Source organism: Thermosipho sp. 1070 (assembly GCF_001682135.1).
GTDB classification, from domain to species: domain Bacteria; phylum Thermotogota; class Thermotogae; order Thermotogales; family Fervidobacteriaceae; genus Thermosipho; species Thermosipho affectus.
This window is the reverse complement of sequence record NZ_CP007121.1, coordinates 1,720,790-1,742,598: the sequence shown is the minus strand read 5'-3', so window position 1 is coordinate 1,742,598 and position 21,809 is coordinate 1,720,790. Positions and strand designations below refer to the sequence as shown.

Annotated in this window: 25 protein-coding genes and 1 pseudogene; 4 read left to right on the top strand and 22 right to left on the bottom strand. The window is 29.7% G+C overall.

Going from position 1 to position 21,809, the window contains the following annotated elements:
- Nucleotides 1-53 precede the first annotated feature (53 nt).
- Nucleotides 54-551: a hypothetical protein gene (locus Y592_RS09330; RefSeq protein WP_075666621.1), complete on the bottom strand. Its 498-nt coding sequence runs from the start codon at nt 549-551 to the stop codon at nt 54-56.
- Here Y592_RS09330 and Y592_RS08895 point away from each other — a divergent pair.
- Nucleotides 520-864: an MFS transporter gene (locus tag Y592_RS08895; RefSeq protein WP_075666620.1), complete on the top strand. Its 345-nt coding sequence runs from the start codon at nt 520-522 to the stop codon at nt 862-864. The two genes, Y592_RS09330 and Y592_RS08895, sit on opposite strands and share 32 nt — an antisense overlap.
- A 398-nt stretch (nt 865-1,262) precedes the next feature.
- Here the strand turns inward: Y592_RS08895 and Y592_RS08890 are convergent, their stop codons facing one another.
- The 3 genes from Y592_RS08890 to Y592_RS08880 form a co-directional block, all read right to left on the bottom strand.
- Nucleotides 1,263-2,195, bottom strand: a complete 933-nt coding sequence (locus tag Y592_RS08890; RefSeq protein ID WP_075666619.1) for an ABC transporter ATP-binding protein — start codon at nt 2,193-2,195, stop codon at nt 1,263-1,265.
- Complete coding sequence (locus tag Y592_RS08885; RefSeq protein WP_232218191.1) at nt 2,192-2,839, bottom strand: ATP-binding cassette domain-containing protein; 648 nt, start codon at nt 2,837-2,839, stop codon at nt 2,192-2,194. Before Y592_RS08885 ends, Y592_RS08890 begins: the two co-directional genes overlap by 4 nt.
- A 98-nt stretch (nt 2,840-2,937) precedes the next feature.
- Nucleotides 2,938-3,891: an ABC transporter transmembrane domain-containing protein gene (locus tag Y592_RS08880; RefSeq protein ID WP_075666618.1), complete on the bottom strand. Its 954-nt coding sequence runs from the start codon at nt 3,889-3,891 to the stop codon at nt 2,938-2,940.
- A gap of 631 nt (nt 3,892-4,522) precedes the next feature.
- Between Y592_RS08880 and Y592_RS08875 the strand changes: the two genes are divergently transcribed.
- Nucleotides 4,523-4,894: a hypothetical protein gene (locus Y592_RS08875; protein ID WP_075666617.1), complete on the top strand. Its 372-nt coding sequence runs from the start codon at nt 4,523-4,525 to the stop codon at nt 4,892-4,894.
- Nucleotides 4,895-5,120: 226 nt separating this feature from the next.
- On the opposite strand, the gene Y592_RS08870 is transcribed toward Y592_RS08875, so the two are convergent.
- The 4 genes and pseudogenes from Y592_RS08870 to pgeF all read right to left on the bottom strand — a co-directional run bounded on the left by Y592_RS08870 (nt 5,121) and on the right by pgeF (nt 7,493).
- Entirely contained in the window at nt 5,121-5,570 is a 450-nt protein-coding gene (locus tag Y592_RS08870) for an RNase H family protein (RefSeq protein WP_075666616.1), read from the bottom strand.
- Between the two features lie 222 nt (nt 5,571-5,792).
- Nucleotides 5,793-6,038 carry an NAD(P)H-dependent oxidoreductase subunit E gene (locus Y592_RS08865; protein ID WP_077288033.1) on the bottom strand — a complete coding sequence of 82 codons (246 nt, stop codon included), beginning with the start codon at nt 6,036-6,038 and terminating at the stop codon, nt 5,793-5,795.
- 23 nt (nt 6,039-6,061) lie between these two features.
- Nucleotides 6,062-6,615, bottom strand: a pseudogene (locus tag Y592_RS09370) (hypothetical protein).
- A gap of 134 nt (nt 6,616-6,749) precedes the next feature.
- Nucleotides 6,750-7,493: a peptidoglycan editing factor PgeF gene (pgeF, locus tag Y592_RS08855; RefSeq protein WP_075666614.1), complete on the bottom strand. Its 744-nt coding sequence runs from the start codon at nt 7,491-7,493 to the stop codon at nt 6,750-6,752.
- Between the two features lie 180 nt (nt 7,494-7,673).
- Between pgeF and Y592_RS08850 the strand changes: the two genes are divergently transcribed.
- Entirely contained in the window at nt 7,674-8,612 is a 939-nt protein-coding gene (locus Y592_RS08850; RefSeq protein WP_077288032.1) for a serine aminopeptidase domain-containing protein, read from the top strand.
- Here Y592_RS08850 and Y592_RS08845 read toward each other — a convergent pair.
- Nucleotides 8,585-9,397 carry a hypothetical protein gene (locus Y592_RS08845; RefSeq protein ID WP_232218190.1) on the bottom strand — a complete coding sequence of 271 codons (813 nt, stop codon included), beginning with the start codon at nt 9,395-9,397 and terminating at the stop codon, nt 8,585-8,587. The genes Y592_RS08850 and Y592_RS08845 overlap by 28 nt on opposite strands.
- Before the next feature lie 67 nt (nt 9,398-9,464).
- On the opposite strand from Y592_RS08845, the gene Y592_RS08840 reads away from it, so the two are divergent.
- Nucleotides 9,465-9,926: a hypothetical protein gene (locus Y592_RS08840; RefSeq protein ID WP_075666613.1), complete on the top strand. Its 462-nt coding sequence runs from the start codon at nt 9,465-9,467 to the stop codon at nt 9,924-9,926.
- A gap of 61 nt (nt 9,927-9,987) precedes the next feature.
- On the opposite strand, the gene Y592_RS08835 is transcribed toward Y592_RS08840, so the two are convergent.
- From Y592_RS08835 to Y592_RS08775, 13 genes are all read right to left on the bottom strand, one after another.
- Entirely contained in the window at nt 9,988-11,307 is a 1,320-nt protein-coding gene (locus Y592_RS08835; RefSeq protein ID WP_075666612.1) for a GH1 family beta-glucosidase, read from the bottom strand.
- A 10-nt stretch (nt 11,308-11,317) separates the two neighbouring features.
- Nucleotides 11,318-12,355: an endonuclease/exonuclease/phosphatase family protein gene (locus Y592_RS08830; RefSeq protein ID WP_075666611.1), complete on the bottom strand. Its 1,038-nt coding sequence runs from the start codon at nt 12,353-12,355 to the stop codon at nt 11,318-11,320.
- On the bottom strand, nt 12,352-13,737 hold the full coding sequence (locus Y592_RS08825) for a GGDEF domain-containing response regulator (protein WP_075666610.1): 1,386 nt from the start codon (nt 13,735-13,737) through the stop codon (nt 12,352-12,354). Before Y592_RS08825 ends, Y592_RS08830 begins: the two co-directional genes overlap by 4 nt.
- Before the next feature lie 101 nt (nt 13,738-13,838).
- Complete coding sequence (gene glnA, locus Y592_RS08820; protein ID WP_075666609.1) at nt 13,839-15,209, bottom strand: type I glutamate--ammonia ligase; 1,371 nt, start codon at nt 15,207-15,209, stop codon at nt 13,839-13,841.
- Nucleotides 15,210-15,389: 180 nt separating this feature from the next.
- Complete coding sequence (locus Y592_RS08815) at nt 15,390-16,409, bottom strand: potassium channel family protein (RefSeq protein ID WP_075666608.1); 1,020 nt, start codon at nt 16,407-16,409, stop codon at nt 15,390-15,392.
- Nucleotides 16,402-16,743: a cupin domain-containing protein gene (locus tag Y592_RS08810; RefSeq protein ID WP_075666607.1), complete on the bottom strand. Its 342-nt coding sequence runs from the start codon at nt 16,741-16,743 to the stop codon at nt 16,402-16,404. Before Y592_RS08810 ends, Y592_RS08815 begins: the two co-directional genes overlap by 8 nt.
- Complete coding sequence (gene jag / locus Y592_RS08805; protein WP_232218188.1) at nt 16,697-17,377, bottom strand: RNA-binding cell elongation regulator Jag/EloR; 681 nt, start codon at nt 17,375-17,377, stop codon at nt 16,697-16,699. The genes Y592_RS08810 and jag overlap by 47 nt, the downstream gene beginning before the upstream one ends.
- Entirely contained in the window at nt 17,374-18,615 is a 1,242-nt protein-coding gene (gene yidC, locus Y592_RS08800; protein ID WP_369799928.1) for a membrane protein insertase YidC, read from the bottom strand. Before yidC ends, jag begins: the two co-directional genes overlap by 4 nt.
- Before the next feature lie 56 nt (nt 18,616-18,671).
- Nucleotides 18,672-18,917 (bottom strand): membrane protein insertion efficiency factor YidD, encoded by a 246-nt coding sequence (gene yidD / locus Y592_RS08795; protein WP_075666604.1) that lies wholly within the window; start codon nt 18,915-18,917, stop codon nt 18,672-18,674.
- A complete protein-coding gene (gene rnpA, locus Y592_RS08790) occupies nt 18,889-19,284 on the bottom strand; it encodes a ribonuclease P protein component (protein WP_075666603.1) in 396 nt (131 codons plus the stop codon). The genes yidD and rnpA overlap by 29 nt, the downstream gene beginning before the upstream one ends.
- A complete protein-coding gene (gene rpmH, locus Y592_RS08785) occupies nt 19,266-19,400 on the bottom strand; it encodes a 50S ribosomal protein L34 (protein WP_075666602.1) in 135 nt (44 codons plus the stop codon). The genes rnpA and rpmH overlap by 19 nt, the downstream gene beginning before the upstream one ends.
- Nucleotides 19,401-19,460: 60 nt before the next feature.
- Nucleotides 19,461-20,873, bottom strand: coding sequence for an HD-GYP domain-containing protein (locus Y592_RS08780; RefSeq protein ID WP_075666601.1), 1,413 nt, complete (start codon nt 20,871-20,873; stop codon nt 19,461-19,463).
- Nucleotides 20,860-21,801, bottom strand: coding sequence for an ABC transporter substrate-binding protein (locus Y592_RS08775; protein ID WP_075666600.1), 942 nt, complete (start codon nt 21,799-21,801; stop codon nt 20,860-20,862). Before Y592_RS08775 ends, Y592_RS08780 begins: the two co-directional genes overlap by 14 nt.
- Nucleotides 21,802-21,809 lie beyond the last annotated feature (8 nt).

The following is a 21,809-nucleotide window of genomic DNA, read 5'->3' as shown; positions in this document are numbered from 1 at the left end:
TTTAAGTTCCAAAGATTCTTTAATATCTTTTGGAAGATCATTTAAAGCTTCTATTAATTAGGAGGCACTTTAAACCACAACATGTTTTCACGCCTTTCTGCAATTGTTTTAATGTTCAACAAATGTTTAACTCCAACATTTTCACTTACGGAATTGCCACCCCATGAACCACATCCTAGAGTTAAAGAAGGTTCTAATTTAAAGTTATACACATCTCCTATGGCTCCTTGAGAAGATGGCATATTTATTAATACCCTTCCTGTTTTTAATTTACTTCCAAAATAATCTATTCTATCCTTGTTAATTTGATCTGTATACAAAACAGATGTATGTCCCATTCCACCAAACTCCACTAATTTAACAGCTTTATCTACTGCTTCTTCAAAATTTCTTGCTCTATACATCGCAAGTGTAGGTGACAACTTTTCATATGAAAAAGGCTCTTCAGAACCTATCTTTCCAACTTCTGCAATTAATACCTTAGTTATTACAGCAGATTTTAATGGTCTTGGCCGGCCATTGACGGTATTATTAAGTGATAAGTTTGGCATTTTAAAAGTAATGATAGTAACTTATATAATCCGAGTAATAATACTACTCTTATTTCCCATTTTCGTTGTAAACTTTATCACTTTATGTATTGCGGTCGCAATAACAGGATGGGGATTTGCTGTGAACCTGGCACTTTTCCCCGTTTTAACGGCAGAATATTTTGGAACAAAAAATTTAGGGGTTAATTACGGCTTAATATTTACAGCCTTTGGTGTAGGAGCAATATCACCGACAATAGGTTCTTGGATATATGATTCAACTGGCAATTATTCTTATGTCTTCATATCCGCTGGTTTTCTTTTTGACATTTAAACATTTCTATGTATACTTCTTTTGAAAAAATTGAGTTCTTATAAACTGTTGGAAAATCACACTGGTGAATAATTTTCAAGCTATATATTTATATTTTCTGCATTTTGCATTGTTTAAAATATAAGGATTTTAAAAAGAGAGTGTTGGAAAAGTTAGTGTCTTTTGTCATTCTGAGCGCGTATGCGCGAAGAATCTTGGATGATATTCCTTCTTTCTTGTCATTCTTAGGTGCAAAGTACCGAAGAATCTTTTCTTTTTACTAACCTATCTAATCTATCCAATCTTCCAACACTCGCAAAACTTCTAACTCACCAGTATTATCATCCTGAGCATAGTCAAAAGAGCTTACTCTTTCCTTGGTTTCTTGAATTTCGTTTTTTAGCTATTTTTCAATTCAATTAACCAACAACTTCTTCAAGCTGTCTTGCAGCAGTAATTCCTGTACGAACAATATCCCATACACCCATTAGTGTAAATAATTGATATCTTATTAATGTAAATAAATTAAAAAGAGCATAAAATGTTCCTGGATCACTTAATACTACCCCGCGATATATAATAAAAAGATAAAATACCATTGAGATCAAATCACGAATCATAAAACTAAGAATAAAATCGTTAAAATACAATCTCTTTTTATATTTCCAAAATGGATCGGTTGTCTTTTTATAAAGATCCATTTCAAAGTTATATGCTTCAAACAATTGTATTTCCTCTATACCCTTGAACATATCTGCTACATATGATTTGATTTCTAAAAAATTGTCCTCGATGATTTTAGAATGTTTGTAATAATAAACATTTGCCCCCCATAAAGAAAGTAGAATTAAAATACCAAAAAATATCATAAACAAACCTGAAATACGATCTAAAGTATAAATTGTTACCATATAAAAGATTACTTTAAATATAAAAACAATTCCACCTAAATCAGCATAATTAGAAAAAGGTTCCAACAAATTTTCAATAGTTCTCAACGAAATTTCTGAGTAAAACGCAGGTGTTTTCTTAGAAAACTCCGTAAAATCTTTGTTCATTATTCTTTTATAACAATACTCACCGAAGTATTTAAAACTTCTTCCCTTGTTGAAAGAAACGAGAGCCTTTCCAAACGTAATTAATATATGACTTATCAAAACCGCTATTATTAACAACAAACCTTTTAAAAAAAAGTTATTACTTTGGGAAACAGCATAATTTATGATGTCTTTGCTTAAAATAGTAGTATATGAGACTATAAGTCCCGATATAATCCCAAATAAATTCATTAAAATTATCATAAACATTAATTTTTTGGGGATTTTAAAGAACCATCTTATTAATTCTCTCATATACTATCACCCTTTCTAAATTTCTCAGTCAACTCTTGCTCAGCTTTAAAAAATCGTTTTAAAAGACTATCTTGTGAATGTTCATGATATTTTCCTCTTTCAACAATTTTCCCATTTTCAAGTACAGCAAATTCATCTGTCAATGAAAGAATACTAAACCTGTGTGAAATCAAAATCAAAGTTTTGTCCTTTACAAAATCTCTGATATTATTTATAACTTCTTTTTCAACAAGTTTATCAACACCCTCAAGTGGCTCATCAAGAATAACAATTTCTGGTTCTCTGAGTAATAATCTTGCAAGCGCTATTCTTGTTCTCTCACCGCCAGAAATATAACTTCCATCACTCCCAAGAACTGTGTCAAGATCTCTATTTTGCATAAACTTTTTCAAGCCGGCTAATTCAAGAGCTCTATACATTTCTTTGTCTGTCACATTTGGATTTGCAATAAGAAGATTGTCTCTGAGTGTTCTATTAAAAATATGCGCTCTTTGACTCAAAACTCCAAGGATTTTATACCATTCCTCAAACTCGGATAAAGGTTTTCCATTAACTAAAATCTTTCCCTTATGTGGTGATATATACTTTAAAACGAGCCTTATAAAAGTTGTTTTCCCTTCTCCACTTGAACCTACAATAGCCACTTTTTTCACCACGAGTTATTTCTAAATTAAAGTTGCCTAATATTTTTCTGCCCTCATATTCAAAAGAAACATTTATAAATTCTAATTTTTCGAACATATTATGCATCCTCCTTCAAATATTGTTCGTAGGCTATTTTTGCTCTTGCAATAACCCAAGAAATATAATCTGTATCTTCTATGTACACTTTAGAATAACTTTGTAATCTTTCAATGTAAATAACAAGCATAATAGCTCTCCCTACAGAAAGGTTTCCAGAAAAAACTTGAAAACCCAATAAAAATATAACAAGAGGCATTATTAAGATTACTCCAAGTTCGTATGATAAACCAAATAGTATTTCAGTTTTTCCAAATAAGTCGTACGCCTTCTTTAAACGCTCCAACGCAGTTGAAAGCCATTTAAAGGTTAAAGGAAAAGTTTCATATGCCTTGATATCCTCATACCCGGAATATAGATCTGAAAATACTTCTGAGACCTTATATTCTGCTTTACTCATTTGATCAGCAATTTTTTCTTCTTTGTGCATTTTTTTATTACTCGATATACCTGTCAAAAAAAAACCTACTAAAGCTATAACCCCAACTTTCCAACTATTAAAAATTATCACTCCAACAGTAAGTATCATCATAACTGGCAGGATAAAAACATACATTGAAAACGTACCATAAAAGAATTCGAAAATATGTTCAAAACTAAAAATTTTATCCATTTCTTTTTCAGGAACAAAATTTTCGTTTTTTCTTTTTATTACACTTGATATTGATCTTTCAAACAAAAATCGGGGCCCCTCTACCAGAGAAAAGGCTCTTCGCATAACTTGAGTTATCTGCTGCAATGTGAAAACTACAATATAAATTAACGCATATACATAAAACGCATCTAATGCTTTTTTATTTCTAAAGTTATCCACTATTCTTCCAAGAAAGATCGGGAGCACAAATGATAGAAGCATTGTCAAAACATAAATAACATCAATAAAAAATTTTTTCAAAAAAAGCTTCTTTGAAAGAACTTTATGAAATAGGAAAAAGTATTTGTAAAATTCCTTCACATAAATCCCTCCATTTTTTAAAATTTGCAACAAAAAAGCTCCGGCAACCCGGAGCTTTTTAAAATTGACTATTTATTAATACAACATTTGCACTAAATCAAGTGCAAAAATCCTATATACACAACCTTTACACCTTTATCCGAATAAAAGTGCAAGTATCTTTGTCCCAACTTTGGTTGCCGCATTATTTTGTATTAAATTGTCCCGAAAACAAACTTACTCTTTCTCATACTCTTTCCCCCTTGACTATGAAGAAATATAACAACTACGTGAAATCATAACACATAAACTAAACATCGTCAAGCTACTATGGAGCTGTTTTAAAAATATAAACTTTTCTCACTTTTTGTCATTCTGAGGAACGAAGCGGGTGAAGGATCTTAAATAACAAATGTCAGAAATGACATTTATTCACTCATCATCATGAACAACTGCAAAAGAGCCTTTTTTTATGTAGGAAATCATGAAAATTAATTGTCAGAAATGAAAAAGTTTTTTCGTTATATATAAATGGAAAAGCAATTGATACATTTTTACAGGGAGGTGAGAAAGGTACGATTAATTTTATTCTAATGCAGCCTTTTAAACATTTATCAGAAAGTTTAAAACAACTTAGAAATGGGTTAAAGATATGAAAAAACTCTGGATTTTGATGATTATAGTTCTAATTGTAGGTGTTCTTCAAGCTTATACTATAACTTCAGCTGTTGAAGCTCAAAGTTTAGCTAAAAAACACGTAAATGAAGATGTTAACAGAATCATGCCATTTTTTGGAGGAGTACTTTTTGGACCATTGGCATCTTTATATCACTATATAGCCACTCCAGAAGTTCCAGCTAATAGACTCATTCAAATAAAAGAAATGATTCCAAAAGATCAAAGCTATTTGTTTGACGTTTATGTACAAACATATAGAAACGAAGTGAAAATGTTAAAAGCAAATTCAAGTTGGTTAGGATGGGCAATATGGATCGTAACAGTCCTTGCAATTTCTAACGCTTAGTTGATTAATTGATTTTTTCTATATTTATCTCCTTCAGCAATATTGCTGAAGGAAATTTTTATTATTTAATGTATTCTTTTCTTCCTTTTTAACCATAAACATTGCTTTTCGAACACTTTCTATAACTTTAAAGAAAAATATTGAGACATAAAAAAATTATATAAGTATGTTGTCAATTAACAAAATATGGTCTTAAAGCATGTAATTATACATTGCCTTTTGGTTTTCATCTTTTTAATTTATTTTTTAGAATATTTGGAAATACATTTTTTATGTAATCATTCAATTTTCCTCGTGATAACTTATCAACCATATTGTTAAACTCATCATTTAAATGTGCTTTAACCTTTTTGAAAGAAACATTCAATTGTCTTTTCAACGTTACCAAGTTCCTTATATAATCATTAATTATTCCATTTCTTGTTCTTATACAAGAAGACGCAAATATTGGTATTTTATTATAATCATGAACAATTGTTACACTCGTTATACCTTTTGTTTTACAATATTTCAAAGCTCTTACTACGCCCAGCAGTTCAGCCGCTACTGAATTCCCTCCTTTTATCATCTTGGCTCCTTTTCTAACATCTATAATTTCCCCGTTCTCAACAACACAAAAAGCATAACTTGCTACTTTATACGTATCTGAATAAGAACCATCTACATATATGGTCATTCCCCCTATTAATTAAAATATATTAACACACCGTATAAACGCAATACCACATAAATTATACAGTTGGTAAAAGAAAATTTAAAATTATGGTTATCCTTAAGACATAGGAGATCTTCCAAATAAAGGAGTACTTTTAAGATTAACAGCAGCAACTTTACTTGACATTAGAAAAAAAGAAGGGGCTTTAAAAAGTCCCTTCTTTTATAAACATTTTTATGAGTATTATTTTTCATTTTTTACCAAATTTAATATTATATCTTTCAGTTTTTCAGGAGTCATATCTTGGTAAAATTCATTGTCTATTTTAACTATTGGTGGTTTCATTTTCCCATAACAAGTATTAAAACAAAGGCTATATTTAAGTTCCAAAGATTCTTTAATATCTTTTGAAAGATCATTTAAAGCTTCTATTAATGTTGATAAACCCATAAGATGACAGGCTGTTCCAACACAGACTTCTATTTTCATAAAAATTCCTCCCTTTCATATATTTATAACTTACCATGGTATGCGTTAATGTATAATTGTTTAATCTCAGAAATTAATGGATATCTTGGATTAGCCGGTGTACATTGATCGTCAAATGCGTATTCTGCTATCTGGTCTAATCTTGCATAAAATTCTTCTTCAGAAATACCAAGATCTTTTATGGCTTTTGGAATATTTAATTTTTCTTTTAATTCCTCAATAGCATCTATTAATTTTTTACCTTTTCATCTTGAGTTTTTCCTTTTAAGTTTAGATAATCTGCAATTCTAGCATACCTTTCTTTTGCAATAGGATACTTATATTGTGGGAACGCTGTCTGTTTTAGAGGTTTATCTGTTGCGTTATACTTAATAACATGAGATATAAGTAATGCATTGGAAAGCCCATGAGGAATATGGAAAGCCGAGCCTAATTTATGCGCCATTGAGTGACATAATCCAAGGAATGCATTTGCAAATGCCATACCAGCTATACAAGATGCATATGCCATTTTTTCACGGGCTTTTACTGCTTTTTCTCCAAATTCATAGGATTCAGGTAAGTATTTAAATATCAATCTTATTGCTTCAAGTGCCAATCCATCAAAAGCTTTATTAATACAAATACTATTATATTTCTAATATTATCAACAATATTAATATTTGTTATTTTGATAAATTATCAGGACTATTAGTTACAAATAAAAATATTTCAAATCAATCCAACAATTACTGCAAATCTTTTTTTTGTTTTTTCTTTTCTATATGAATAAAAATATTTATTAAATTTTATTGTATCTACCATTGAAATTTCAATATTTCTTACGCCAATATTAAACAATTCATCCTCGATTATGCCCCATAGATCTATAAAAAACTTTCCATTTTTAACATCTATATATTTTTCACCAAATTTATTGCTAAACATATTTTTCACTTCAATTCCAACTTCGAAACTTTTTGGACCTATTGATGGGCCTAAACTTACAAATATATTTTTAGGATTACTATTGTATTTCTTAACCATACTTAAAATTAACTTTTTGGGGATATTCTTTAGTGTGCCTTTCCATCCAGAATGTGCAATTCCAACAACATTTTTTACTGAATCATATGCAATAATTGGCACACAATCTGCAAAACGCATAACCAAAAAAATCCTCTTTTCATCAGTTATAAGTCCATCTGCAGTGTAAATTACTCCTCTTTTTATATCTCTTTCTCCAACACACTTTATAACATTTCCATGGACTTGTTTTGCAAAAAACATTCTATCTAGTTCTATACCCAAAATATTTGATAATATCCTAAAAGAATCGCTTCCCAAGGAAAAATCCAATTCCATATTTTGTCTAGTTGTAACCACATGAAATAATTTTTTAAACTGATGCAACATACAAGACCTACAAAGAACAAGATTTTCTATCTCTTTGCAAACATAATTTCCAAGTTGCATACATTACCACCCCATAATTAATAATATTACTTTTTTATTTTCTCATCATTTAAAAAGTAATAATCCAAAAAAACAACCACCGACAAATATTAAAGTAAATGCTTTTCTTTCATTCAATTTTAACACACACATGAAATATTTTTTGTATAATTTAAGTGAAACAGCAAAAGGAGGATCAACATGACCATATATGAATATGATCCAAATATTCCTTTGAATTTAAAAAAAGCAAAATTTTCAGATTATACTCTCATTTCATTTGATACAACATATGAACCTGATATTCCAGAATCAAAAAGGATTTTTGTTTATCAATATCATTCAAAAAATCCATGGGGGAAAATAATCATATTACATGGAATCGGAAATAACCACATTCCATACTTAATGTGGTATGCAAAACAATTTTCAAAATTTGGACTTGAATCATACTTTTTGATTTTCCCATATCACCTTAACAGAGGAAAAAAAGAGTGGGAAGGTGGAGAACCATTTTATCATCACTCTCCTGCACACTGTGTTGTAAGATTTCATCAAGCAGTAAAAGATGTAAGAAGAACAATTGATGTAATTGAAAAGAATGACAATACGGATAACCTTTTCATTATGGGATTTAGTTTTGGAGGAATGATTGCTACCCTAAGCATGGCATTAGATAAAAGGATAAAAGCGGGAATAATTGCTTTTTCTGGTGGAAATTGGCGTTGGATAAATTGGTATTCACCATACCTTGAAAAAGTAAGAACAGGTTATAAAATGTATAGCAACGAATGGGGATGCTTTGATGAAGTAAAGTGTGTTAATCTTAGAAAGGATTCTTTTAATAAACTCAAAAAAATAAAAACTATCAATGAAATTTTCAAATTAAAACCTACGTGTTTCCATTATGATCCTATTTCTTACGCTAAATTTATCGAACAACCAATTTTGGTATTTAAAGGATTATTTGACAAAATTATTCCATCAAAAGCATCTGAAGATTTATACAATCTCTTTCCAAATGCAAAAAAAATACTGATACCATCTGGTCATAAATCCTCGTATCTTTTTAGAAGAATAATCACTAAAAAAGGAATAGATTTTTTAAAAGCTCAAAATTTTGTCGAAAAAGTTAGATAGTAATCCGTGGTAATAAATGGAATCATTATTGTTTCTTGATTATTGCTCTGATAATACAAACTTACAATATTATATACCCAATCAGTAAAAGAAACACCTTGTATAAAACTTAAATAACTAGATTTCCCATATAACAAAAATCTATAACCAATCTCTATACCTGAATAGTTATCATAATACCAATTCAAACCCAACTTTAATGTCGAGTAAAACGAATCATCTCTCAATCTTCTAACATACTCATCCATTTCTTCATCCGGATTAGAAGTAAATATATTAAAAATTGTTCCACATTCAATAGTTCCAAATATCTCCGTGTTATCCATGATATATCTTCCAATACCAATAAACCCTTTTGGAACCAATGCAAAAACATAACCTTGATTGGTAATCAATCCAGGTAAAACGATATTAAAATAAGTTTTAAAAGAAAAATCTTTAAAAAAGAAATTTGAAAAAATATAATTCTCAGAATATGAAAAATACACTTGTTCATTCGAATTCACTTCTTCTTGCATATATACTTTTCCTATAAACAGTGGATCAATAAAGTACGTTGTGAAACTCAAAACAGTATTCTCTCCCAAATAATGTCTGTAATTAAAATTAAAGGCTCCTAATATATCCAAAAGTGGTTGTGATGATAATTCACTATCATCTAGTGCGTATCCAACAGAGGAGAATTCCACAAAAAAACCTTTTTCATGTTTATTTCTAATCGCAGAAACTTCTCCAAATGCAACAACAAAAAATATAAAAGTAAAAATTATTATCATTTTTCTCACAAAACCACCCCCTGATTTTATTATATCATATAAATATATGATATAATAGATACAAAGGAGGGATTTTGTGGTAGTAAAATCTCGATTCGTAATCATACCAATGCCTGTAATGCAATTTTCCATGAAAGTAAGGCCAGCAAATGCTGGTAGAGTATATTTATATTTGTATTCCATTTCAATAGCGGCAGGTAGAAAAATAACCCCATGGATTTCCTATAGAGAACTTGCAGAATATTTTCAAGTAAAATATGGAACAATAGAACTTTCATTCAAAGCACTATTAAACTTAAATGCAATAATCCCCGTGGCACGAAAAAATAAGAAAGGATATGGTCAAAAATATATTGTTAATGTACCCAAATATGTTGATGATAAATTTATATTTATAGATGTTGAAGATTCCAAAATTTTTGACGATTTAATCCTCGACAAAGAAAACAAAACGTTTGTCTCCGTAATAAAAAGGTTTAAATCAAGAAAAGAAAAAGCCAAAAAAGATCAATTAAAACTATTTAATCTGGATAAATAAACTTATATAATAGATTTCGACTCCAAGATAACATGAAGTATATTTATGTTCCTTAATCTTTTTAATTACTTAAAAACTCTTTTAACCACAATGCACTCTCTTTTAAATATCTCTTTTGAGTTTTATAATCCGTATAAATAATTCCAAACCTTTTTGAATAACCTTCAATCCACTCAAAATTATCCATTAAAGTCCATATAAAATATCCCCTTAAATCTACTCCATCATTAACTGCCTTTAAAGCCATTTTAAAATGTTGTTCCAAGTAATCTATTCTATAGTCATCGTTTACAATTTCATTTTCCAATTTGTCCGGTCCTGCCATTCCATTTTCCGTTATATAAAGAGGTAATTTATACCTAAAATACAGTTTCTTCAACATATCATATAAACCTTGTGGATAAATTTCCCAGTTCATTTCCGTTTTTGGAAGTTTACCAATTATTTGTTTGTACATAAAAGGACTTTCCGGTGAATACTCAATCAATTGACGCGTATAGTAATTTACTCCAAAGAAGTCTATATCCTTTGAAATTATTTCCATATCATTTTCATATATTTTTATTCCAAACCTTTTCAAAAATCCCTTTGCATTTTCTGGATATCTTCCAAATACAATAGGATCATGAAACCATCCATTTATTAACTCATCAACTAAAAGTGCAAATTGATAATCTTCCTCTCTCTCATTTGCCGGTTCTACCTTTGTTACAACGTTTGTAATACCTATCTTACCATCTTTGACAATTTCTCTAAATGCTTCAACAGCATAACCATGCGAACGCAAAAGATTATGTGCAACTTTAATAGCTTCATTTAAATTTTTATGACCTGGTGCATGTATTCCCATAAAATAACCAAGATGTGATGAACACCAAGGTTCGTTTAATGTAATCCAATATTTTACCCTATCTCCTAATTCTTCAAATATTAACGCCGCATAATCTCTAAAATAATACGCTATATCATCACTAAGCCACCCACCTTTTTCATATAGATAGTAAGGTAAATCCCAATGATATAAAGTCACGAATGGAATTATATCTTTTTCTAATAATCTATCAACTAACCTATTGTAAAAATCTAAGCCTTTTTCATTCTTTTTTCCATCTTTTTTTACCACCCTTGGCCAAGCAATGGAAAATCTATATGAATCAAGCCCAAGTTCAGATATAATACTTATATCTTCTTCAAATCTATGGTAATGATCACAGGCTATATCACCATTTTCGTTGTTTTTTATATTTCCATTAGTATGAGAAAAAACATCCCAAATCGAATGTTCCCTTCCATCCTCATTTACAGCTCCTTCAATTTGATATGCTGAAGTAGCAACTCCAAAAACAAACCATCTTGGAAAATCACTTCTTTTTAATCTCATAATTTACCTCCTACTTTAATCTCACTTTTAAAATCACTGGATTGTGATCGGAATATTCAAAATTTAAATCCAAGTTCTTTACTTCTAAAATTTCCACATTAGGCGACACGTAAAATCCATCAATTACCGTCACAAAGTTTTCGCCTTTCTTATATGGAAAACTCACAGATCTATTCGTCGGTGCATTCCTGGCCACTCCCCAACTCCATCCATCTAGATTAAAGAAATCTGGTAACTTTATATATGAAGAAGGTTTTTTCTCTGTAAAAGTAAATTTGTTATCTTCAAAAAACTCACTGTTCCAGTCTCCACCAATAATGACATAATTCCCCTTTTTGTACTCGTCACTAGCAAGTTTCATGATAAATCTAAGTTGTTTTTCTCTGAGTACACCTGTATCATACGCGCTTGGATGAATATTTAAAATTACCAAATCCTTTTTACCTCTATTCAACCTAGTTAGCAATACACATCTGTCTAATTGAAAAATCTTTGTTGGCCAGCTATATTCTCCAGGCAATGATATCCTTAATGCTTCACCAATTTCATACTTTGAAAATGTAGCAAGTCCAGCTGAAACCTTTCCCATAGGATTTAAAAATGGTACTGGAACATATAAAACCTTGTAATTATATGCAAACGCTATGTCATACTTTCCAATAGATTTTAAATAACTTAGTTCATTTATATAATTAGTTCTTCTACTATTTACATCTATTTCTTGCAACAAATATATATCAGAATTGTATTTCTTTAATACGTTTACAACACCATTAATGTATCTTTTTACTAAATTCTTTGGAACAACTGCGTTTTTTCCTCCATCAAGAAAAAAATCCATCTCTTTCCCTAAACCTGCATATCCAATATTCCAATCGAAAATGGTTATAACATCTTTATCTAAATAGTTATTTACATTTTTCTCCACTCTAACCTCCTCAATCTTATCTGGTCTATAATCAAACAAAGTCGCAAACAATATTACTCCCCCTAAATATGTAACTATAACAAAAAATATAATCAAAAGAAAAAAAAGCAGCTTTTTCATACTACTCCCTCCCCGTATTTATCAAAAACATAATAATTGTTTTTTCCATTTCTTTTGGCTTTATAAAGCAGCTCATCTGCAGTATTAATAAATTCAGTAATTTTAAAACCAGATTGATAAACTGCAACTCCACCACTAATAGTAACCTTTCTATTGTCATTTAACACTTCACTCCAATTATATTCGTTAATTTCATCATATATACTTTCTATGTTATTTAACGCTTTATCAAAATCATTGAATAAAATAACAAATTCTTCTCCTCCATATCTTGCACATATTTCTTCTTCAGAAGTATTTTTCAAAAATATCTCAGATAACTTTTTTAAAACTTTGTCTCCAACAATGTGTCCATATGTATCATTTATCGATTTAAAGTTATCAATATCAAAAATAGCCAAAACAGTATTTTCTCCATATTTTTCAATATATTCCTCAATTTTATGCATTAAAACCTTTTTGTTGTACAATCCTGTAAGAGAATCAAATTGAGAAGCAAAAAGGTATTCTTTAAAATTATTAATGGTAGAAAAAACAATCCCCAAGCTTTCACCAATTAATTCCAGAACATTTTTTAATTCATAACTTGCATTTTCAAACAACAATAAAGCATGTTCTTTATTATCATACCTAACCAAATATTTTTCAAAATTCTTTAATTTCTTTAAACTATTATCATTAAAATCACCGTAAAAACTCCATGAATTTGGAATAGTAGGTCGTTCAAAATACGATAACATCAGCACTTTTGCATGACTTTTCGAGATATTTGTATTAAAGCTATAAAGTCTTGCTTCACTTTCTGATAGGATAAGTGTCAGAAATGAGTTAAATGAAAATAATTCGCTAAAGAGATCTTTAAGTCTTAGAATTAGGTATTCTTCATCTCTAATGTATTTTAAAAGATTTAGAATTTCTTTTTCATATATCTCTTCTTTTAACCTTTCCTCTACTATTTCAAAAATTTTATCACGGGTAATCGTTTGATAATTTTGCATCTTTTTTGTATAAAACTCTCCATTTTTCAAAGTATTAACAAAAAAAGATAATTGTTCTTTGTTGTTAAATATAGCTTTGGAATAAAAACCATTTGCACCACTTTTTTGGGCCCAAAAATTATTAATTTTATCATCCGAACTTGTTAAAATAAAAATACCAGAGTTTTCAAAAGATTCATATTTTCTCAATACCAACGATAAAAATATACCATTAATATCTGGCATGTTGTAATCTGTAATGATAATATCCGGCAAAATTTCAAACGCCTTTTTTATACCATCAAGTCCAGAATCTGCTGTAAACACATCAAAATAATCCTTAAAAAAATCTGAACTTACAGACCGCCAAAATTTACTATCGTCAATAATCAATAATTTCTCCACAATTCTCCCCCCATTAACTTACTTACTTGATATTATACCAAATTGCAAATATAAAAAAAAATCCTCCGTTACATAACGGAGGATATCAAAAAAATCAATTTTCATATATCAAAATAATTTTCAAATTCTTTTGGATGTGGAATTGACATTATTTCCCTATCCTCAGAAATTTTTAATTTAATCCAATGTTCTATTAGTTCCCTTGGAAATAGTTTTAGATAATCATTATCATTTTTCAAAGCCTGACATGCTTGAGTCAATGAATATGGAAGTGGTTTAATATTTTCCACATATAGATCTTTCTCAAAAGGTCCAAATCCTTCTTTTGTTGGATCCATCTTATTTTTTATACCATCTATTCCTGCTAAAATCATGGCAGAAAACGCTAAATATGGATTACATGACGCGTCAATAGTTCTAAATTCTATTCTTTTCTTTTTAGCATCTTTCACATATGCGGGTATTCTTATCGCTGCTGTTCTATTTGCAAGGGCAAAAACCGCATTGGTAGGTGCTTCATAACCAGGCACTAATCTTCTATACGAATTCGTGGTTGGATTGGTAAATGCCATAACAGATGGTGCATGCTTCAATAATCCTGCGATGTACGATAAAGCTGTTTCCGATAAACCGTACAATTTATCACCAGCAAATATGTTTTCCCCATCTTTAACCAAATATTGATGCACGTGCATTCCATTTCCCGCTTCATCATACAATGGCTTTGGCATAAATGTTACTATTAATCCATACTCTTTTGCAACTTGTCTTGCAATGTATTTTACTAACAATGTATAATCTGCCGCTTTTAATGCGCTTACAAAATTCAATTCAATTTCAACTTGACAAGTTCCTACTTCATGATGGTGATATTTTACCGGAATACCATACTCTAATAACTTTGATACTATCTTATTTCTTACCTCCATCAACGTATCAAACGGAGGTATTCTATGATAACCCTTTTTCTTTCCAATAAAATACTCACCTGTTTCTTCAGAATTCCAAAATCCCTCTTTACTATCAATTTGTACTGTTACTTCATTATTTGAAATTTTATATCTAACATCTTCAAAAATATGAAATTCATATTCTGGACCAAAATGAACCTCATCAGCTATATCTTTTATACTATTAAGTGTAGATTTTAAAATCGTTCTAGGATCATGATAAGAAGGTTTCCCAGTATTTGCATCATAAACATCGCAAATTAAACTTAAAACTTTTTCTTCCCCAACATTTTCAATAAAAGCTGTTTCTGGATCTGGAATTAAAATCATATCGCTATTTTCCACAGATGCATATCCCAAATTTGACGCATCAAAACCCACACCATCATAAAATGTCTTTTCGGAAAAATTCGTTCTTGCAAGTGTTACATGTCTCCACTTTCCCCAAATATCCACTACTTTCAAATCTATAAAATTAATTTTTTCACGTTCTACAATACTTAGTAATTCTTTTATTTCCATAACACACCTCCAAAAAATTATATTTTGCATTAATAGTGTAACACGCAAAAATTATACTAACAAGGATAGAATAAAATAATTATAAGCAATATTTTCAAAGATAACCCAAAAACATTGCTTATACTCCCATTAACTATTTTATTCAAATTTTATCTGGGATAAATACAACTAAGGGTGGGATTAAATGTCTGAAATTTTTTTAAATTCGTCAATATTTTCTTTTCTTCCCATTATCATCAAAGCGTCGTTCTCACGTAACTCCAAATCACCGCTTGGGCCAAAAATTGTATCGCCTTCTCTATTAACAGCCAATACCATAACTTTAAATTTTTTTCCTATATCCAAATCAGATATCTTTTTATTTACCAACACACTGTTTTTCACTATTTTAATTTCCTCGATTCTATATTGTTCATTGCCAAATGCAAACAAATCAACAAAGTTAACACTTTCTGGTCTTGTAGTTAATCTTGCCATTCTAGTACCAGCAATTTCCGCAGCTGCTACAACTGTAGTTGCACCAGCATATATTAGTTTCCTAATTGACGATACATCAGTAACTTTGGAAATTATCGTCAAACTTGGGTTTAATGTTCTTGCACTTAATACAACAAAAACATTTACTGAATCTTCTGGAAGTGTTGTTATTAATGCTTTTGCTTTTGAAATCCCAGCATTTAACAATATATCTTCTTCCGCTGCATCTCCAACTATATATGGAACTTCTATACTATACATTTCCAATAAACGCTTTACATTTTCTTCGCTTTTATCTATTATTAAAAAACTCTCCTTTTCTCTGATCAATTCTGCAATTACATATTGTCCAGTTTTTCCTGCACCAACAACAATAATATGATTTTGCATCTTTTCAATCATTTTTCTGTTTCGCCTCTCTTTCATGTAATCGCTAAGTTTTCCTTCAACGATAATTGCCGTAACACTTGATATTCCATATAAAACAACACTAATCCCCATAAAGATTAGAATAGAAGTAAAGATTCTTCCAGTGGTAGAAAGTGTTTCTGGCATTTCATAGCCAACCGTTGAAATGGTTATTGCCGTAAAAAAGAACGCATCAACAAGCGGGAGTCCTTCAAAAAGATGATAATACAAGACTCCCGTTATTAATACTATTAATATTAATACAGTAAAAAGAAAAATTTGTTTTATGAGTAATTTTCCTACGTTCTCATTCATTGTTCGGCATATAAGGGATTATACATATAAATTCAGCATATTCATCCCCAACGTTAACAAATTGATGTTCTTCATTGGGTTTAACAAAAATAAAACTTCCTTGCTCAGCTTCAAATTTCCCATTTTTTGTAACTGCTTGGATCTTTCCTTTTACCACAAAAATTTCATGTTCCCAATCATGCGAATGATATGGCGTATTTGCACCCGGCTGTAATCTAAAAAGTCTCATAACAAAATTCTTAGCCCCATCCTTTGAACCAATCAATATTCTTTTCTCAATTTTCCCATCATCTATTATTATAGGCTCTACTTTTTCTGGTTTTGATATTATCATTTAGATGCCTCCTTTCAATTACCACATATCTATAAGGTTCAACACCTTCAGAATGAGATACAACATCTGGATATTTCTTCAAAAATTCGTGTACTAATCTTCTTTCAAATGAAAACATTGGATCAAGTTCTATCCTTTTTGCACCATTTCTAATCTTTTCTACGGCACTTCCTACAATTTTTCTAATAAGTTCTTTTCTCTTTTCTCTATAATCTCCTGCATCTATAATTACCGTGATTTTTATATCAGAAAGTCTGTTTAAAAATATTGTTGCAATATGCTGTAAAGCACCTAATCCTTTACCATGTTTTCCTATTATCTTTCCAATACCTTCTCCTTGAATTTTCGCAATAAACACTCTGTTATTTTTTGAAAACACACTTATTTCTATTCTATCATCAAAGTATTTTATCACATTTTTCAAAAATTCCTGTAGTCTTCTTTCATAGTACTCTTTCTTTATGGTAATTTCTACAACCGCATCTCTTGCTAAAAAGCCAAAAAAACCACTTGAACCCTTATCTATAACCAAATAATCATATTCTCCATTTTTAATACCCATATTTTCCTCAAAAATTGTCAAAATTTCTTCTATACTCTTTCCAGTCAACGTTAACTTCTTCAAGCTATTCACCCCTTATTTGGTAAGCCCCAGAGTTCTCTTTGTGTTAACCCTTTAATTTTGTATTTTTTATAAATATAATATGTTATTCCAAGTTGAATTAACGTATTTGCAGTGTAATATAAAAACACTCCACTTGGCAATCCTATGAACAGGAATGGAAACACAAAACTCATAATTATACTCTGCCATGCTGTTCTTGTATCCTGACTTGTAATCAATGCAAGATAATATCCTGCAAGAATTTGTATAACTAAAAACACCCAATTTGCTGAAAATCCTCCAGCTGTTAAATCCTTCCATATGAGAAATTGTCCATTAAACGCAAATTCTTCTTGATAATACCTTATAACTTGATACAAAACTATAAATATTGGCAACTGCACAAACGCCATTAGACACCCACTTGCTGGATTAATATTATTCTCTTTATACGCCTTTAAAAGTTCTTGTTGCTGTTTTTGAGGATCTTTATACTTTTTCTTTATTTGTTCCACAATAGGTTGCATTTTTCTCATTTTAATCATAGACTTTGTCTGTGAATGATACAGTGGATAAAGTATAAATCTGACAATTATCGTAAAAACAATAATTGTAAGTCCGAAATTCTTAGTAAAATTATTTATCCATCCAAAAAAGTAAACTAATGGATATAATATTACATCAAACCATCCTCCAACCCCAGAAATTGTTTTTAACATCTCTGAAATCGTGGAATAATCTTCTCCAAATGCATCTTTTATAAGGGTTTTTTTATAAGGACCAATATAGGCTAGAAATCTTAGATTTGTACCTTTCACCTTATTTCCACCTAATGTTTTCCCAGAAAATTTTACTATAGAAAGAATATCTCCTTTATTATAAAACGATACAAAAACATTATCGCGCAATCTATCATTTTCCTCGTAACCAACCCTTGGAATTGATACAGTAATTTCATCATTAGAATCAATTGAAACATTAAATGTATAATTTGGGCCTTCTTTAAAACTGAATATTTTTTCAATATTCCCATAATTAAAAACCAAAGTTAATTCAGAGTATTTTCCTTCATCTTTTAATCCCTGCCACTTAAAAGTAGGAGTCGAATTTACATTTTCCAGATCAAAACCATCATTAGAATACAAAAATAATCTTGTTCTTCTTTCAGTAACTCTATACACTTCTTGTAAATTACCATTATAGTCAAATTTATATTCCGCAAGTTTAGTAAACACGTAAATACCATCAGTTCTTTCTTCAAGAGTCATAGTTCCTGCTAACACAAAAAAAGCCAACAACAAAAAAATGACGGTAATCGCTTTCTTCAACTAGACCGCCTCCTTCTAATTATATAAAATTCATCTGGTACTGGATCTTCCCCACCTTTATGGAGAGGATTACACCTTAAAATACGCTTGAAGCCCAGGAAAAGACCTTTAAATACACCAAATTTTTGTACCGCCCAATAAGTATACTCCGAGCACGTCGGAGTATATATACAAGTTGGTGGTTTTAATGGAGAAATAAATTTTTGATAAAATCTAATCACTAACATTACTATTTTTTTCATCATTAATCCTCACAAATAATTTTAACAATTCATCTTTTAATTCTGTAAATAATATCTTGTCAAAATCTTTCGAAAGATGTTTCCTAGCAATTATTAAATAATCGAATCCTTTTGGAATAATCCCTTTATTATTTCTTATAATCTCACGTAACCATCTTTTCAATCTATTCCTTTTCACGGCTTTACCAAACTTTTTTTTAATTGAAAAACCATATCTACTATACTCTAGACCATTATTTACATATAAAATCACAAGATAACTGTTTTGTATGCTTTTGCCATTTTCAAATATATTTTTAAAATCTTTCCTGAGCTTCAAGCGTTCATGTTTTTTAAAGGTGTTTTTACTTATACTGTTAATCTCCATCTTCCTTTTCTTCTTCTGTTCTTTAACACCCTTCTTCCACCTGCAGTCTTTTTTCTCGCTAAAAACCCGTGTGTTCTTTTTCTCTTAATCCTCGATGGTTGATATGTCCTCTTCATATACTATCCTCCTTTTCTAAATTTTGTCCTTTTATATGTTATCATAAATTTAATTATTTATCAACTTATATATCCTCTTTCTTTTAAAACTTCTAAAAATTGTGCAAATAACTCCGATGAAAACTTAACTCCAACCATATCCTTCATTATACTCAAAGATTTTTCAACTGAAAGCCCCTTTCTATATGGTCTATCTTCGGTAAGAGCAACAAAAACATCCACAATCGATACTATTTGAGCTCGCAAACTAATCTCTTGCCCTTTTAATCCGTCGGGATAACCACTCCCATCCCAATTCTCGTGATGATGTCTAATTACATCACCAACAAGAGACCAACCTGGTATAGTTTTAATTATTTTTTCACCATAAACTGTGTGTTTTTTCATTATTTCAAATTCTTCATCATTCAATTTTCCAGGTTTATTTAATATATGCTCGGGGATACCTATCTTACCTATATCATGTAAAATCGCCCCATATTTTATTGCTTCAATTTCCGCAGGCTCTTTAATTCCCATTTTATCTGCCAAAAGTAGGGAAAAATCCATAACATTTCTTGAATGATTTCCAGTAACTGAATCTTTTATTTCAACAGCCTCGGCAAGAGCTGAAATAATTTGAAGATTCTTTTCCATCAATTCTGCATTAGTTTCCTCAAGTTCTGCCATTGTGGATTCTAAAATTTCTGCAGTTCTTTCATATTCACTAAATATCTTTCTAAACTCTTCAAAAATACTTTTAATAGTTTTTTGTAATTTACTAACACTTTCTAAATTAGTAGGAGAACTACCAAACTCATATAGCCTTTTATGCTTTTTAAAACTTTCATATATCTTCTCTAATTCCATATTCAAATTCTTTATAACATTTTCCATTTTCTCAGTTTCTCCCTTTTCAATATAAAATAAATAATAAAAGAATACAAAACCAACGGTAAAAATCATTGTCACAAACAAATTCAACTTTATAACAAAAGCTGCCTTATACCCTACTACAAAAGTAAATCCATAACTTGATTTTGAAAATTCTTCAAAAAATGATTTTTTATATTTGCTTCCAATTTTTAAAGGTTCCGACGAATAAACAACCTTATCCTCAGCAATAATATCATAATATTTAATAGAGAGTTCACTTAAATTAAACAAGTTCAATGGAATTTCATACAAAAAATACTGCTTTCCATGTTTTTCCACATATTTTAACGTATCAATTCTAAAATATATTCCTTTGATATATTTATTTGGCCCTTCAGTTAATATCCCTTTCAAATTTTTATTTGATTCTTTGTCAAAAAAGCTATCATCCAACTTTGCAACTAAAAATTGTTTGTTTAGTAATAAATTATCAAAATATTTCGTAAACACCTTACTAGAATCTTTTAAAGTTACCTTTAAATAGTAATTAAGCGTTATAACCAATAAAATCAACAATATAAAATAGAATAAAAATAATAATCTCCTATTTACCTTCAAATATTAAACTCTCCTTTCTATACTTTGAAAAATTTACTATACTAATATTTTTTTCGATAAATCCTTCATCGTTAAAATACATTCCTCTACCAATTTCATGTCCCAAATAAAAATTAACAAATTGGTTGGTAGAAATAAACTTATGCTTTGAAAGCATTCTAAATATTGTATAAATGGCTTCATTTGACCAATTGTAACTTTTAAACCCAAAAGTTACAACGTATAAATTTTTTAAATCCGGCAAACTATCCAATCCCTCATCAATTGCGGCATCAGATGCTACAATTATTCCTCTAAAATCAGGAGCAAAATAACTTAGAAAATCGATAGTCCCTTTAGGTTCAAGCGTAATTACAATTGAATCGTATTTACTCACATCTTTAGAAAAAGTCTCAACGGAATAAAAATACGCATATTCTCCATTAAGCTCTTTTAAGATTTTTAAAAATTCTCTTGAGTATTCTTTGTTAAATGGATCTAATATCACTAAAACATTTTTTGATGCATTATTCTTCAAAAATTTTATAATTACATTTATTTGAAACTCATTAGTGGGAACTATTGAAAGAATTCTATTAGTACTCATTAACAATTTAGTTGATGTTATACTTGGAGAAATTGCAACAAGATCGTAATCTTCTAAAAATTTGAATATTCTAAATCCAGTAGCACTAAAATTAGGTCCAACTATAATATTCAATCCCTTTGATTTTACATACTTTAAAGTATTTTTAGAAAGTGCATCTTCATTTAAGGGATATAAATTTAAAGGCCTATATTGTTGTGTAATAATCTCGTGTGATGCATTCTTTAAAGAATAAAGAAATGCATAAGAATTTCCCTTAAAAAAATACCAATACAAAAATTGAAAAATTATCATTACAACAATAATTATAAACCAAAACCAAAAACTCATTTTTTTTAACATTTTATCAC